This is a genomic window from Paenibacillus sp. FSL R5-0490, from assembly GCF_001956215.1.
GTDB lineage: Bacteria > Bacillota > Bacilli > Bacillales > Cytobacillaceae > Cytobacillus.
In genome coordinates, this window is record NZ_MRTQ01000007.1 from 41643 (window position 1) to 56455 (window position 14813).

Sequence of the window (14813 nt, forward strand, 5' to 3'; positions counted from 1 at the left end):
CAAACCCTATTTTATGGAAGCTTAAAAATTAATTCGGTGATATATGTCCTATTTAACGATTTTTTTAAAAAAATTTCCTCACAAAAAAAATGCCCTGGATTTTCAGGACATTTTCTTATCAATCGTGTACATCATCCAAAAACCTGTATCTTCAAAACCGATACGTTTATAGATAGCGCCTGCTGCCGGGTATCATAAAACAGGCACAGCTCTTTATTTTCCGAAAGGAGCTGGCGGCAGAGCTTGACCATGCACTGAGTGGCAAACCCCATCTTCTTGAATTCACTTTTTGTTGCTACACCTACAACCATGGCTGAAAGGGAATTTTCAGCTGTCGTTGAAGCAGTGCTGACCATCATCCCATCCTCTTTGATAAAAAAGGAACGCGATGAGCCATCCTTTAGCCCCCTGCGCTTTCGTTCAACAGTAATGGCGGAATCGCTGAATTCCGGAATGCTGTTCAGAAGCTCAACAAGCTGTTCTGCATCATCAGGAACAGCCTGGCACACTGCTGATACTTCAACACCTTCTGCATTTAACTTTGTACATTTTGCATAATAGGTTTCCCGCTTTCTTTTTATGCGGTGTGATACATAAGGTTCAATTTCCGCCGTTACAGCTTTTAGGCCGGACATCATTCCAAACTTCGGGTCCTCAAGCATTATCTCCGCAAATCCCTTGGCGTTAAAGTCTCCTGCTGTATATGGGATGAAATTTTCTTCATATTTCAATAAAACTGCCTTTAATTTGCCATCTTCCCCAAAGTCCCCCCATACTTTTTGAAATTCCTGTTCATAGCCGTATGCTTCAATATCTCCAATAATGAACAGATTCTCAGCCGGCTGCTGTTTTAAAAGACTGAAACACATTTCATGATCTTGTTCAGTAAGTTGTCTGATCATATTTAATTAATCTCCTTCCGATCAAATTGGCTGATACAGGCGGGAGATTCAGGTCCCTTGCCCAGACTGACAGCTGTCCAATATGATGGATTTCATGGGCAATGACATGGTTCAGGATATCTCCCTTTTTATACTGCTTCTCCATCCATGGCGGTGTAACAAACTCATTGTATGGAATTGGCCATTCCTCCTGAAAAAAGTGTTCTAACCCCCTGCGGTATTCTTCAGAAAGTGCCATTACTTTATCCAATTGGGCATAGTCGGAAAACAGAGGATCCTTCACTTCCTTGCCCTGTATCACACAAATCCAGCTGTATTCTACATCTGCGATATGAAAGAGGGTTTCCAGAATGCCTCCAACTCCTCCAGTCCGGTTGGCATTCAGCTCTTCGGCTGAGAGCTGACGGCACCATTCAAACCACTCATCACGCACTTGCCAGTTATATCGGAATAATGTCAGCAATTTCACTTACCTCCTTGTCCGGATACCTTTGAATTTCGTCAGCATATGGGAATTTCCTGCAAATTTATTTTTCAGCCGCATAATTACTTGCCATATATTTAATCCTAAAGGAAGCAGCATGAGAAGAAAGGGGATTGCATGTGAAGAAAAACTTAATGGTTTTCTATATATCGGCCGCCATTTTATTATTGCTTGTTTTATTCGGTGTTTTTGTCCCGGATTCACTGGAGAGTGTGACAGCAAATGTACAGGCCTTTATCACCGATAAATTCGGCTGGTATTATTTGATCCTTGTTTCGTTTATTGTCATAGTTTGTTTATATTTTTTAATCAGCCCTTTAGGAAGAATCAAGCTTGGGAAGCAGGATGATAAACCGGAATTTACCCGTCCTACCTGGTTTGCGATGCTGTTCAGCGCGGGGATGGGAATCGGGCTGGTTTTCTGGGGTTCAGCAGAACCGATTTATCACTATGCAGTAGGGTCTCCAACCGGAGGTTCAGTGGGGACGGACGAGGCGATTAAGAATGCGATGAGATATACGTACTTCCATTGGGGCATACATGCCTGGGCCATCTATGGAATTGTCGCACTTGTGCTGGCTTATTTTAATTTCCGTCATGGGGAACCTGGCCTGATCAGTGCCACGTTAAAGCCCATATTGGGAGACCGTACACAGGGGGTTACAGGAAAAGTCATTGATATTCTTTCAGTGGTAGCGACCGTTATCGGTGTGGCAACAACACTTGGGTTTGGAGCAGTGCAGATTAACGGAGGATTGTCATATCTATACGGCCTTCCTGTAAATTTCACCGTACAGTTTGTGATTGTCGCGATTGTTACAGTCCTGTTTATTCTCTCGGCCCTGTCCGGTCTTGGAAAGGGCATCAAGATTTTGAGCAATGCCAATATGTTTTTGGCAGCAGTTTTGTTTCTCTTGACCTTCTTTCTTGGACCTTCTTTATTTATATTGAACCTGTTCACCAATACGCTTGGAAGCTACCTTCAATATTTGCCGGGCATGAGCCTCAGGATTGCTCCTCTGAATCCGGAGGTCAGGGAGTGGATCAATGGCTGGACAATTTTTTACTGGGCCTGGTGGATTGCCTGGGCGCCGTTCGTTGGCATATTCATTGCCCGTGTTTCCAAAGGAAGAACCATCCGGGAATTTGTCTTTGGGGTCCTGCTTATTCCGTCTCTAATTGGATTTATTTGGTTTGCCGCATTCGGGGGAACCGCCATTATGCAGGAGCACCAGGGCACAGCGAAAATCTCGGAATTGGCTACTGAAGAAGCACTCTTTGGCGTATTCTCTAACCTTCCGATGGGTACAGTCCTGTCAATCATCGCCATTTTGCTCATTTGCACGTTCTTTATTACTTCGGCCGACTCCGGCACCTATGTATTAGGAATGATGACGACAAATGGTTCGCACCATCCCGGCAACAAGATAAAACTAGTGTGGGGAATATTGCTTGCTGCCATTTCTTTGGTCCTGCTTTATTCCGGCGGACTGCAGGCTCTGCAGAATACAATGATTGCAGCAGCTCTTCCCTTTTCCGTTATTATGGCTTTAATGACCTTCAGTCTGATCAAGGCTCTCCAGAAAGAAGCCAAGGAGCTTGGGATTGGGAAGATTCCGAAGAAGAAAGTGTAGATGCAAAAACCTGCAGATCTGGCATCTGCAGGTTTTTTGATGGTTATTTTACCGGAATCCAGATCTCTGAATAATAATCCGGATCGGATGCATCACCTGCTGTATAGACTTCCAGTTCAGGTGCAGCAACATGTTCATAGCCGCTTGATGGAAACCATTCCGAGAAGATTTTTTTCCAGGTGTTTTGCATGGCATGCGGCATGGCGCCATGTACTTCGAACACCGCCCATTTGGAGGCCGGGACTTGCAGGGTGTCAAAGCTGTCAGGCTTTTCACCTTCAAAGCTTGCGGCAATCCAGTAATCCATGCTCTCAGGCTTCTGGCTGCGGTTATCCACACACACGCCGAGAATACCTTTGATATCCCCATTATTCAGCTTGAACAGCTTATCGGAGGTGCCGTTACTGTTTACTTCATCCCACAATTTCGGGATACCGGCCAGATTTTCTTCATTGACCAAAGAGAACTCCTTTTTGATGCCAGCGACTTGAAAAGCTTCTTTTTCGACAATGGCATATTGCATTGGTTCTGCCCCTTTCAGACTAACCTGGATTACCAGGCGGTTATAGGATTTCAGCTTTCCGGAAAAGTTTCTGGCTTCCGTCGGGTTCATGCCATGCTGTCTGCGGAAAGCCTTTGTAAAAGCTTCAGGAGTGTCATAGCCATATTTATAGGCGAGGTCAATCACTTTGAGATCTGTACAAACCAGGTCCTGTGCAGCGAACGTTAATCTTCTGCCCCGGATATATTCGCCCACCGGCATATCTGTCAGAATGGCAAACATGCGCTGAAAATGAAATATGGAGGAGTTCGCCGCTTCCGCTGCTCTCTGAACTGAAAAATCCTCATCCAGCAAATGCTCCTCTATATAATCAATAGCCTTCTGCAGCGATTCAATCCATGACATTACTGATCACTCCCTTATGTATATCCTATCTATATCTCTTCTTGGCTTCCTGTCATTTTTTGCTTTGTTTTGGCAGGCGATAATAATGAATTCTTATTTCAGGCGGAGAATACCTGCTGAAAGGGGAATTTTAGATGCGGTTTTTAATGGTCAGTCTCTGCATTATTTCGGCGATTCAAAAGATCATATAAAGTGAAACTTCAATCAGTGGGGGTTTTCCTTATCCCCCACTGATTGTTAGTTGAGGCCCACAGGAAGTGGGTCACAAAGACGTTGCCACAGGACGTGGCGTTCTTAGTCTTTGTTCTTCTTTTCGGGCCTTTACGGGCAGTTTGACACCACTTATCCCCTTTGATTCCTCTGAGTCTTGAAGTGGGGGTCTTACTGCCCGTTAGACTGCGATAAAAGCCAGCGCCCATTAACAGGCAGCTGGCTTCGACTTTATATGGCACGTCCCCAATGACGGTGCATGGCAATCGTATTGATTAAATTCTTACTGGAAGATGGGTCTCCGCTTCTAATTTCGACGATGCCCATATCAGAGAGCGTTTGTGATTGTCCCAGCATATTTAAGGCTTCTGCCGGCAGCAATTCGGCTCCTTCGCCGCCAAACGCAATGGTTTTGAAATGCTTATAGGATTCGCTGACAAATTCCTTGGCCTGCGGCACTTTTTTCAGCGCTTCTGCACTTTCCTTTCCTCCTGCTGCATAGATGGCGTCATACATAACCGAGTGAGAGGTCAGGAATGTCTTCGTGACTTCGAGCTCCCCGCCGTCACCTTTAATCATGCCCAGGTTTTTGCTGACAATCTCCGGCATGATCCCAGCCGCTTTCAAGGCTTCCATTACGCTGCTGACTTCGTTATAGTTGAAGCCATTATCAGCAAGAATGGCAACTTTTCGGGTCTTAGCTGATCTGGCTGTATTCATTTGGCTTAATGCAGGAGAAGAAAGCGTGACTTTGGATTCAGCAGCTTCATCCGGCACCTTCACACCGACGCCAAGGGCAATTTGCTCAGCCAGGTAAAGATCCACATTACTGAACATATCTACAACCTGCTGCTTTATATCCTTGTTCTGCACCTTGCCAACTTCAAAACGGAATGCTTCGATAATATGCTGCTTTTCCACTTCGGACATGCTGTTCCAGAACAATTTCGCCTGGCTGTAGTGGTCTTTGAAGCTGTCGCTCCGCTGGCGGACTTTGCGCCCTTCGACCTTTTCCTGATAATGAACATAGCCGCCCTCTTCTGCTGTGGCAGGGCTTGGATCATTATTCTGCATCGAGTTTTTATGATAAGCAACCGGCCCTTTATTGATCGTCATGCGATGATAGCCGTCATACTGGTTATTATGGAATGGACATACAGGACGGTTGATCGGGATTTCATGGAAGTTTGGACCGCCAAGGCGGATCAGCTGGGTGTCTGTATAGGAAAACAGACGGCCCTGCAGCAATGGATCATTCGAGAAATCAATGCCCGGCACCACATGCCCAGGGTGGAACGCGACTTGTTCTGTTTCAGCAAACACGTTATCCTGATTCCGGTTCAGGGTCATTTTTCCAATGATCTTAACCGGGACCATTTCCTCCGGCCACAGCTTCGTCGCATCCAGAATATCAAAATCGAAGGAGAATTCATCTTCTTCATCAATCATCTGGACACCCAGTTCAAATTCAGGGTAATCTCCCATTTCAATCGCTTCCCAAAGATCCCGGCGGTGGAAATCCGGATCCTTTCCGGCAAGCTTTTGGGCTTCGTCAAAAACAAGAGAATGCGTGCCCAGAACCGGCTTCCAGTGAAATTTTACAAATCGTGCCCTGCCCTGCTCATTCACAAACCGGAATGTGTGAACACCGAAGCCTTCCATCATGCGGTAGCTGCGCGGAATGGCACGATCTGACATTGTCCACATGATCATGTGGGCAGTTTCCGTATTGTTGGCTGCAAAATCCCAGAACGTATCATGGGCCGTTGAAGCCTGCGGCATTTCGTTATGCGGCTCCGGCTTGAATGAATGAACGAGATCCGGGAACTTGATGGCATCCTGGATGAAGAATACCGGGATATTATTGCCGACTAAATCGTAATTGCCTTCTTCCGTGTAAAACTTGGTGGCAAATCCGCGGGCATCACGTACAGAGTCTGCCGAGCCCCGGGAGCCGGCAACGGTTGAGAACCGGACAAAGACCGGGGTTTTGACAGATGGGTCCTGCAGAAACTTAGCCCTTGTGTATTCTGCCATGGATTCATACACCTGGAAATAGCCATGTGCGCCAAACCCGCGGGCATGAACAACCCGTTCAGGGATGCGTTCATGGTCAAAGTGCGTCATTTTTTCCCGGAAGTGAAAGTCCTCCATCAAGGTCGGTCCGCGGGTACCTGCTTTCAGTGAATGCTCATCCTCCGAAACCTTTACCCCCTGATTCGTCGTCAGTTTCTTGCCTGCGTTATCCATGCGGAATTCCTCAAGCTGCCTGTCCTTGCTGTGTTCATTTACACCTTTGTTTTGCGGATCCTGTTTCAAATGTTCATTCCTCCTTATATTTAAGAAGCAAATGCTTCTGGATTACGTATGTATCTACAATTGAAGTACCCTACATTAAAGGAGGTAAACAGCAAAATAAAAGAAAGCAGCGTAAAACTTCCGTTTAAATCACTTGAAATCTCATTTGTTTATTTACAGGAATTGGTTCTTTAGCTTATCAAATTTTTGTTTTTTGTGACAATGTTATATAAAAAAAGCAATTGAGTATTGTCAATAATAGTAAAACAATATAGAATTTTCTTATAACCTCACGAAGAGGCAGGTGAAACGATGGAAATTACCAAGCATCTTTTCTTTAATCTATCGCTTTTGATCGTTATCTTGTTTGTTGTGCTTGTATGGGCGGAAAAAAGTTCTAAATTCCGGTTTTCCAAAGGCTGCTCTTTTGTATGGCTTTTGTTTATGATCTGGATATGCTTTCAGTTTTCCTATCAGACAAGCCCCCATTATTTTTTTGATTTACGATTGATACCTGTCATCATCGGCGGTTTATATGCGGGGATTGGCCTTGCATTAGCCGGAACTGTGATTTTGATGAGAAGTTTTTATGGAATAGAGCCTGGATTTTATTCTAATATTCTTTTATATTTGCCCCTGGGAATTATTCTTTGGAAGCTCTATCCCTGGTTTTGGAAGCAGGTGCCCCGAAAAAGGATTCGCTTTTCGGTTATTATTACTCTGATTTTAAGTGTACTGACGGTCATAGTAATGGAAATAAGCGCGCCGCCACAAAACCGGTTCGATGCCTGGTTTGCCTATTTGATGATTCCGCCATTGGGTGTTTTTATGATTACATATGTATTTGAATTTGCTAAAAGGAATCTGGATATGCGTGAGAATCTCGTCCGGACCGAAAAACTTGAAGCTGTCGAGCAAATGGGTGCAGCCATCTCACATGAAATCCGCAATCCCCTGACAGCCGCTATCGGGTTTGTTCAGCTTTTGCAGGAGCAGCGGCTGCCACCGCGAAAAAGGGTGGAATATTTGAACATTGTGAAGGCTGAACTTGAATCAGCGGAGCAGGTCATCCAGAATTATTTAACCTTTTCCAAGCCATCCTTGGATAAGATCGAGGAGATCAATGTAAAAAAAGAGCTCATGCAGGTATTGAATATATTAAAGCCGACAGCCAACCAGAATTCCGTCGAAATCAATGCCCACTTTTCCCTCCTCGGATCTATTAAGGGAGATCGGCAAAAATTCCACCAATGCTTCTTGAATGTAATTAAAAATTCAATTGAGGCTATGCCGCGCGGCGGGCAGTTATACATAGAAACGCACTACAGCAGCAGCCAAATCATCATCGAAATAAAAGACACCGGCGTGGGCATGACTTCCGAACAGATTCAGCGCCTGGGAGAACCCTATTATTCTACTAAAGGCTCCAAAGGAACCGGGCTTGGAATGATGGTCGTATTCAGTATTGTAAGGGCCATGGATGGCAATGTCCGGGTCAAAAGCGAAGTCGATAAAGGAACTGTTTTCAGCTTTACTTTTCCGATTTTCAAGTCGGAAATACATAAGGATTAACAAAAAACAGCAGGGTCAACACTGCTGTTTTTCTTTTTTCCAATTTTTATGGAACCTCCAGGCAGTACCCCTCGTCTAAATGTTACCAACGAAAGGAGCATAAACATGCTGGTAAAAATAACAGACAATCAAGGGCCGCCCCTTCAATCCGATACAGAGTCCAAAGAAGAGAAGCTTATTTGGCTAATGGATATATATGGGGACATGGTTATCAGGGTTGCCTTCTCCTATTTAAAACAAAAGCAGCTGGCTGAAGACGTATCTCAGGAAGTTTTTATTAGCTGCTATCAGAACCTTGAAGGTTTTCAGAAGAAAGCTGCCTATAAAACCTGGCTTTACAGGATCACTGTCAACAAATGCAAGGATGTTTTAAAAAGCTGGTCTTATAAAAATTTGTTTTATAAAGAATGGATTGGATCCCTGCTGGCAGATCGAATGGATTCTGTTGAGACTGAGCTGCTTCACATAGAAAATAAGGAGTATCTGTATAGCAGAGTTCTTGGGCTCCCATTGAAAATGCGTGAAGTCATTATCCTTCACTATTATGAAGAACTAACGCTGACCGAAATTTCCGACCTCCTGAGCTTAAATATGAATACAGTCAAATCGCGGCTTCACCGGGCAAGAAATTCCTTAAAAGACGTTCTTTCAGAGAAGGGAGATGAACAGACATGACCAATCATTTTAAATACCCAGATAATCAAATTCGATTCGCGGATAAACAGAAAGAAATGGTATTAAAAGCTGTAAGACCTAACTCATATTCTTTTCAAAAGAAAGAAAGAATAAGCCGGAAAAAGAAATGGGCTTATGCAGGCACAGCTGCAGCAGCTTTGTTCATACTTTTTATCGGAACTGCTTATTTTTCTCCCGGAATGGCAAAGGTAGCCGCCAAGATTCCTTACTTCAGCGTATTTATAAAACAGGAAGAATACAAATATGCTTTATATGATGTCGTTAGTGATACTGCTAATAAGCATCGCTATGACTTGAGAAGAATGGATGCCTCCATCCCTGATAAAGAGTTAACCGTCTGGCTTGGAGGAACAAAGGCGGAAGTAAACGGCATTAAAGAAGAAGTAAAAAAAACCTTCAGTCACTCATTAAAAGTTCATAACTTTGGTGCGTATGATATCAGAATAAAAAGGGACAAACGTGATAACACGATACCAGAAGAAACCCCTGAAATGAAAAAGCAGCAAGCTGACAGCCTGGAGCTGGAACAAAAGATCATTAAAGCGCTTGAAGAGAATCATTACACGATGGCCTTCCCAGTTCAGGCCAGGATTAATGAGATTGAGAAATATATTTTTGTAGCTATCCCGAAGACCGAAAAAAGGACTGACGAGCTTAATAGTTTATTGAATTCGATTTCAAGTGAATATGGAAAAGGGTTCAAATATGACATTAGACAGATTGATATGGAAGCCAGAGAACAGGAACAGCGATGGGATGAATCCGGAGTCATTCACGTCATCGCAAGCGGCTTGATGGAAAACAAAGAATTCAAGGTAAAAGGGTTTTCATACTCTTTCCATCCTCTCCCGCTGCAAATAAAGGTGAAAACAACCGTGAAAGCAGATGACCCGGATGCAAAGGTGCTGGCAGAACGCATTGAAGAGGAAATCGAGAGCTTCTTACAAACACATGAAAAAGCAGAAGATATTCGAAATGACCCATATGAGCTGACGATCTTAAGTAAAGATAAAAAGAAAATAAATTAAAATATGTACAGGTAAGTTTTGCCTCCCGTTTCGGGGAGGCTTTTATTTTCCCGCCTTCGATTCCGCCTGTCCGGCCTCTATGGCTTATGCAATTTCATTTATGATTCTATCTGCTCCGCCTCCAAATGCTTCGTGCAGTTATACAGCTCACAGTTCCACTTGCTTTCTTTTATTAACAGTTCCGTGATGGAGGTGTTCTTCGGCGGAGTGGAAAGGTCTGTCTGCGGAACCAGTTCTCTTAACAGATGACGAATAAAGGCGCCATGGCTTACGATCAGCACGTTTTCATCCGGATGCTTTTCTGTAATCTCCTGAAGGAAGCCAAGCCCTCTATTCATAACACTTTCTTTCGGCTCGAAACCAAGGTCCATTTCACGCCAATTCGTGCCCCATTTTTCAAGTCGTTCGGCTTCAGTTGTGCCTTCAATCATTCCGCCGCCGACTTCTCTAATCCTCGGATCGAGGTGAAGGGGAATGGAGCGGATTTTTTCCTGGATCGCTTCTGCCGTCTGCTTTGCCCTTAAGAGATTACTGGAGTAGATCACATCCCATTTTTCGCCGCTAACTCGTTCGGCCAGACGTTCTGCCTCAGCCATACCTTCTTCATGAAGGGGAATATCCGAGCTTCCCTGTGCCCGTCCCTCCTTATTCCAGGCTGTGATTCCGTGCCGGATTAATCCGATTCTTGTCATATGTAAAAAACATCCTTTCTTTTGAATAGATTTTTAAGAGTTGCCTTATCTAAGTAAAAGAGCGTTCTTTGCCGCTCCTGCAGCTACTCTACTTTTCTCATGCTTGTAAAAGGATACCAGACAAATTCACTGACGCCGATGATGCGCTCTTTCCCAATAAAGCCGAGCCCATTTCGGCTGTCCAGGCTGACAAGGCGGTTGTCCCCCATGACGTAATAGTGATCACTCGGAACCGTGAGAGGACCAAAGTCACCGGTCAATTTGCTGACAATTCCTTCTGCTGCTTCACGATTTTCATCAAGGTAGTCTTCATCCCATTGCTGGCCGTTAATATACAGCTGATCATTTTTCATTTCCAGTTCATCGCCGGGGAAACCTATTAATCTCTTTACATAGTTCTTTTCATCACCCCTGATGATGACAATATCGCCTCTGTTCAGTTCTTCAAATTTATTAACAAAGATTTTTTCCTCGTCATGAAGGGTCGGATCCATGGAGGCACCTTCCACATAGTACGGTGAAAAAAGAAAGACTCTGATGACCAGTGCGATTCCAAAGGCAATCAGAAGGGACTTGAGCCAGCTCGCTATTTCATGCTTATTCATGTGCTCCACCAAAGCTTTCGGCACCCATATACCGGTCTTTGATTAAGGTGCGGTGGTGAAGTTCATGTCCGGCAATAATATAGGCAATGGCCCGGGCAGTTACCCCGGTGCCGTTCGCATTTCCACGCCTTAGCAATGCCTCATCATCCAGGCTTTTCAGTAAAGAAATCGTATTTTGGCGAACCTGGGACAGCTGTGCTGAAAGCTCCTCAATGCTGAAGCGGTTAAATTTGCCATTCTTTACGTACTGGTTATCATCATATCCCGGCAGCTCAGCCATCTCCCCTCTGCCAATGCAAAGCAGGCGGTAGCTCATGATGCGTTCAGTATCTGTAATATGGCCGATCACTTCCTTAACCGTCCATTTTTCCGGAGCATAGCGGAAATTCGCCTGGTCTTCATTCAGATCTTTTACCAGATTGATTGTCTCCTTCATTTGTCCATCGAGGATCTGCAGAAGGTCCCCTTCCGGTACAGAGCTGACATATTTCTCATAATACGGTGCATACTCATCCAATACAGGTTTCTTTAACATCTTGTTCCCTCCCATTCTATTACCTTATTTTACTAAATTTCCACCCATAGAGCCAACTTCAGGTCTGAAAAAGCTCGCCCCTGATTGCTTTAACATACCGTTCGGCTGACCGCTGCACTGCAAGGTCTGCCTCCTTTTCTACCACTCTGTGAAACGCATTGTAAATCCGGTCAAATGACAGCGGTTTGATTTTGCCGGCCATCCGTTCAACCGTTTCAGCGGGAAGCGGAATGAGGTTCGGATAGCTGTACATGAAGCTGACCCAATCCCTGTCCGCAACGACCTGAATGATGTCGCCGGTAAGCATGACGCCTTTGCTCCCATTCCCCTTTTCCCAATGAAGGACAGCACCGCCTTTAAAATGGCCGCCGAGGCGGTGGATCACCAGGCCATCATGAATCTTAAAACTTTCTCCGCTCCAGAAAATGATGTGGTCACTTTCCCTAATTACCCACTCCCTGTCATCTTCATGGATATAGATCGGCGCATTGAATGCTTCTGCCCATTCAACTTGTGCTGAATAATAATGAGGATGGGACAGTGCGATCGCGCTAATTCCGCCCAGTTCTTTTATGGCTTCAATCGTGCACTCATCAAGGTAGGTGATGCAATCCCACATCAGATTATAACCGTTATGCTGAATAAGATAGGCCGTCTGGCCGATGGCAAACTCCGGAGCTGTTTTCAAACTGTAAAGATTGGATTCCTCCCGCTTTATTTCATTCGTATAATTTTCGCTTTCTTTCATTTCATGTAAAGTAGTCCACTCCTGTCCGCCGTGTCCAATATATTGGCGCTCTTCCATGCAGATTGGGCAGCTTTCAGGATGATCGTCGCATGGTGGAAATTGCGTTCCGCACGTTTTGCATATATATTTTTCCATAGATAATGCCTCCGTTTCTCATACTGGTTATATTCACCATTTTACTATCGGAAACGTTCTGTTAAATCGCCGTTTCGGCTGAAAGCGGCTACTGCTTTAGACTGAGACTTTATACTTTAAGCCTAATGTAAAAACCTCAAAGCCCAGCTTCTCGTAATAACCCGCCTTTTCTTCCTCTGCCAGCAGCTGTAAATGCAGCCGGTCCTTCGAGCACTCTGCTGCAAGCTTTCGTACCATTTCCTTGCCGATGCCCCGGCTGCGATAATCTGGATCAACGATTAAACCGCAAAGGTAAGCATTAATCACTCCGTCTGAAATAATGCGTCCTGTCCCGACCAGGCACTCTCCATCATAGGCACTGACCACGATCCAGCTCTGCTCCATCGCTCTATAAAGCGTTTCTTTCGGCAACTTCAAAAATTCATTCCAGCCGTCATTTTCATATAACTGAAATAACTGATTATAGTCGGGCATGGCCAATTCATATCTGATCATAAAAATCTCCTTAACAATGGGAATGCTAATCCTATTCGGGTTCAGTGCAGAAAATTCCTTCCTTTTAAGGATTATGCTGTCCTGATGCACAAGAACACTTAAGGATCAGCTTTTTGAAACTTTTTTGAATTTCACCCGTAAAGGATTGTAACGACCTTATTGTTAGGAGAGATTCATAATGGGAAATATATTTATTTTTTCACTCATCGCCGGACTGGCGATTTCGATCCTGCTGATTCCGTTCAGCTATAAACCGAAGGCGAAGGAAAAGGAAGGAAGGAAACTGGGAACCGGAATCATGGCCGCCACCGCAGCTGTATCTGTGCTGCTTGTTTTTGCCGTGTATTACCTCACCAATCTGGACCGGAACTTGACTAGTTTGTGGCTGTTTGCGGTTTTCGCTTCTGTAATGGGGGCTGTTTTCGCGACTGGCCGGGAGCGTATGATCAAAACAGGTGTGTTTGTCCTTAGTTTAGCTGCAGGAGCTTTCTTTCTGACAGCTTTCCTGTTTAATGCAGATGATAAATATGAAAGTGCCAAAATGAAGGAAAAAACGGAGATTGAAACATTTGATGAAAAAGAAACACCGGCGAGCGTGCCGCCTAAGTTTGCACGCAATAAGATGAAGAAGGCTTTCGGGCAGGTCCCGAACACGAGTTATTATGAACTTGGCAGTCTGCAGATCCAGAAAGTCAATGGAGAGTATGTGTATATTGCGCCTGTAGAGTTTTCGGGCTTTTTTAAATGGTGGAATGGGAATAAGACACCAGGCTATTTTACAATTAGCGCGACTGATTCCTCAGCTAATCCAAAGTTTGTGAAAAGCGATATGGTGTACACGCCATCCTCTTATTTTAATAAAAATTTAGAGCGCCATATCCGGATGCAGTATCCGCAGGCCATTTTTTACGGAGATATGCAGCTGGAAGTGAATGACGATGGAAAGCCGTTTTATATCCTTTCATATGGAGAGTTTATTTCGGCGAGGAATGGCTTTGAGGTTCAAGGGGTGGTCATGGTTGACCCGCTGAACGGACAGACGAAGTCTTATAAACTTGCGGATGTGCCGGCCTTTATTGATGGAGCAGTTTCTCCTGAGACGGTCAGTCTGCAGAACAGCTATTTCGGGAATTATGTCCATGGCTTCTGGAACAGCAAATTCGGAAAGTCAGATGTAAGGCTTCCATCTGATGAAGGAACAGAAGCCAATGTGAGCCCTATTTTTGATGAAAATGGCGACATGTACTACTTCACTGATTTTACGAGTCCAAAAGAAGGCGTTGATTCAATGCTTGGCTATTCTCTGACAAATTCAAGGACAGGCGAAGCGACCTTCTTTACAGGCAATCTTGAAGAATCTTATATGGATTCGCAGGGTGCCCTCCAGATTATCGAGAAAAAATTCATCGAGAAGAAATGGAGCGGGGAAATGCCTGTTCTGTATAACTTCTACGGGGAAGCAAGCTGGCTGACGCCTGTGCTTGATGCCAACGGATTCCTGCAGAACTACTTCATTGTATCAGCTGCCAATCCGGAAATTTCCGCTTATGGAACGACGCCAAATGAAGCATTGCGTTTGTATAAAACTGCATTGCAGCGGGGCGGAGGCACAGTAGACGGAAGCTCGAAGGCAGAGGAAAAACAGATAAGCGGCACTGTGGTGCGGGTGTACAAGGAGAAGTCCGGTGATTTTACGGTCGTATCATTCCTTCTGGACAACCGGCAGAGCTATGTGGTTTCATCCGAAACCGTGCCGATGGCCATTTATCTGCAGGAAGGCGATCAGGTCAGCGTTAACTATCTGGATACAGGTGAGGCATTCCTGCCTGTGAAGGAAATGAGCATTAAAGGATTGGAATAGATGCAAAAACA

General features: G+C 44.7%; 13 protein-coding genes and 1 pseudogene. 5 read left to right on the forward strand and 9 right to left on the reverse strand.

The genetic code is table 11. The features are described from left to right. Window positions 1–102: 102 nt before the first annotated feature. Both BK139_RS07125 and BK139_RS07130 read right to left on the reverse strand, forming a co-directional pair. Window positions 103–902: pseudogene (locus BK139_RS07125) on the reverse strand (GNAT family N-acetyltransferase). Continuing rightward, a complete protein-coding gene (locus BK139_RS07130) occupies window positions 883–1365 on the reverse strand; it encodes a DinB family protein (protein ID WP_076257664.1) in 483 nt (160 codons plus the stop codon). Before BK139_RS07130 ends, BK139_RS07125 begins: the two are co-directional and overlap by 20 nt. Before the next feature lie 140 nt (window positions 1366–1505). Here BK139_RS07130 and BK139_RS07135 point away from each other — a divergent pair, with 140 nt between their 5' ends. Beyond that, a complete protein-coding gene (locus BK139_RS07135; RefSeq protein ID WP_076257665.1) occupies window positions 1506–3020 on the forward strand; it encodes a glycine betaine uptake BCCT transporter in 1515 nt (504 codons plus the stop codon). A gap of 43 nt (window positions 3021–3063) precedes the next feature. Here BK139_RS07135 and BK139_RS07140 read toward each other — a convergent pair whose 3' ends face one another. Next, a complete protein-coding gene (locus BK139_RS07140) occupies window positions 3064–3927 on the reverse strand; it encodes an AraC family transcriptional regulator (protein WP_076257666.1) in 864 nt (287 codons plus the stop codon). Window positions 3928–4368: 441 nt separating this feature from the next. Beyond that, window positions 4369–6456: a catalase gene (locus BK139_RS07145; RefSeq protein WP_076257667.1), complete on the reverse strand. Its 2088-nt coding sequence runs from the start codon at window positions 6454–6456 to the stop codon at window positions 4369–4371. 291 nt (window positions 6457–6747) lie between these two features. Here BK139_RS07145 and BK139_RS07150 point away from each other — a divergent pair, with 291 nt between their 5' ends. From BK139_RS07150 to BK139_RS07160, 3 genes are all read left to right on the forward strand, one after another. Beyond that, window positions 6748–8007 carry an ATP-binding protein gene (locus tag BK139_RS07150; protein ID WP_076257668.1) on the forward strand — a complete coding sequence of 420 codons (1260 nt, stop codon included), beginning with the start codon at window positions 6748–6750 and terminating at the stop codon, window positions 8005–8007. Between the two features lie 105 nt (window positions 8008–8112). Further along, entirely contained in the window at window positions 8113–8682 is a 570-nt protein-coding gene (locus BK139_RS07155; RefSeq protein WP_076257669.1) for a sigma-70 family RNA polymerase sigma factor, read from the forward strand. Further along, window positions 8679–9731: a DUF4179 domain-containing protein gene (locus tag BK139_RS07160; protein WP_076257670.1), complete on the forward strand. Its 1053-nt coding sequence runs from the start codon at window positions 8679–8681 to the stop codon at window positions 9729–9731. The genes BK139_RS07155 and BK139_RS07160 overlap by 4 nt, the downstream gene beginning before the upstream one ends. Window positions 9732–9829: 98 nt before the next feature. Here BK139_RS07160 and BK139_RS07165 read toward each other — a convergent pair whose 3' ends face one another. The 5 genes from BK139_RS07165 to BK139_RS07185 form a co-directional block, all read right to left on the reverse strand. After that, window positions 9830–10423 (reverse strand): histidine phosphatase family protein, encoded by a 594-nt coding sequence (locus BK139_RS07165; RefSeq protein ID WP_076257671.1) that lies wholly within the window; start codon window positions 10421–10423, stop codon window positions 9830–9832. Window positions 10424–10506: 83 nt separating this feature from the next. Further along, window positions 10507–11028, reverse strand: a complete 522-nt coding sequence (gene lepB / locus BK139_RS07170) for a signal peptidase I (protein WP_076257672.1) — start codon at window positions 11026–11028, stop codon at window positions 10507–10509. Then, the gene (locus tag BK139_RS07175; protein WP_076257673.1) at window positions 11021–11563 is read right to left on the reverse strand and encodes a DinB family protein; all 543 of its coding nucleotides are present in this window, start codon (window positions 11561–11563) and stop codon (window positions 11021–11023) included. The genes lepB and BK139_RS07175 overlap by 8 nt, the downstream gene beginning before the upstream one ends. A 58-nt stretch (window positions 11564–11621) precedes the next feature. Continuing rightward, complete coding sequence (locus BK139_RS07180) at window positions 11622–12446, reverse strand: MBL fold metallo-hydrolase (RefSeq protein WP_076257674.1); 825 nt, start codon at window positions 12444–12446, stop codon at window positions 11622–11624. A gap of 96 nt (window positions 12447–12542) precedes the next feature. Further along, entirely contained in the window at window positions 12543–12941 is a 399-nt protein-coding gene (locus tag BK139_RS07185; RefSeq protein ID WP_076257675.1) for a GNAT family N-acetyltransferase, read from the reverse strand. A gap of 178 nt (window positions 12942–13119) precedes the next feature. Between BK139_RS07185 and BK139_RS07190 the strand changes: the two genes are divergently transcribed. Next, window positions 13120–14802: a hypothetical protein gene (locus BK139_RS07190; protein WP_076257676.1), complete on the forward strand. Its 1683-nt coding sequence runs from the start codon at window positions 13120–13122 to the stop codon at window positions 14800–14802. Window positions 14803–14813: the final 11 nt, after the last annotated feature.

Bases quoted from the DNA above. Each gene is read 5' to 3' on its own strand.
- BK139_RS07140 (WP_076257666.1), bottom strand. From the start codon at position 3,927: ATGTCATGGATTGAATCGCTGCAGAAGGCTATTGATTATATAGAGGAG.
- BK139_RS07180 (WP_076257674.1), bottom strand. From the start codon at position 12,446: ATGGAAAAATATATATGCAAAACGTGCGGAACGCAATTTCCACCATGC.
- BK139_RS07150 (WP_076257668.1), top strand. From the start codon at position 6,748: ATGGAAATTACCAAGCATCTTTTCTTTAATCTATCGCTTTTGATCGTT.
- BK139_RS07165 (WP_076257671.1), bottom strand. From the start codon at position 10,423: ATGACAAGAATCGGATTAATCCGGCACGGAATCACAGCCTGGAATAAG.
- BK139_RS07185 (WP_076257675.1), bottom strand. From the start codon at position 12,941: ATGATCAGATATGAATTGGCCATGCCCGACTATAATCAGTTATTTCAG.
- BK139_RS07155 (WP_076257669.1), top strand. From the start codon at position 8,113: ATGCTGGTAAAAATAACAGACAATCAAGGGCCGCCCCTTCAATCCGAT.
- lepB (WP_076257672.1), bottom strand. From the start codon at position 11,028: ATGAATAAGCATGAAATAGCGAGCTGGCTCAAGTCCCTTCTGATTGCC.
- BK139_RS07190 (WP_076257676.1), top strand. From the start codon at position 13,120: ATGGGAAATATATTTATTTTTTCACTCATCGCCGGACTGGCGATTTCG.
- BK139_RS07175 (WP_076257673.1), bottom strand. From the start codon at position 11,563: ATGTTAAAGAAACCTGTATTGGATGAGTATGCACCGTATTATGAGAAA.
- BK139_RS07160 (WP_076257670.1), top strand. From the start codon at position 8,679: ATGACCAATCATTTTAAATACCCAGATAATCAAATTCGATTCGCGGAT.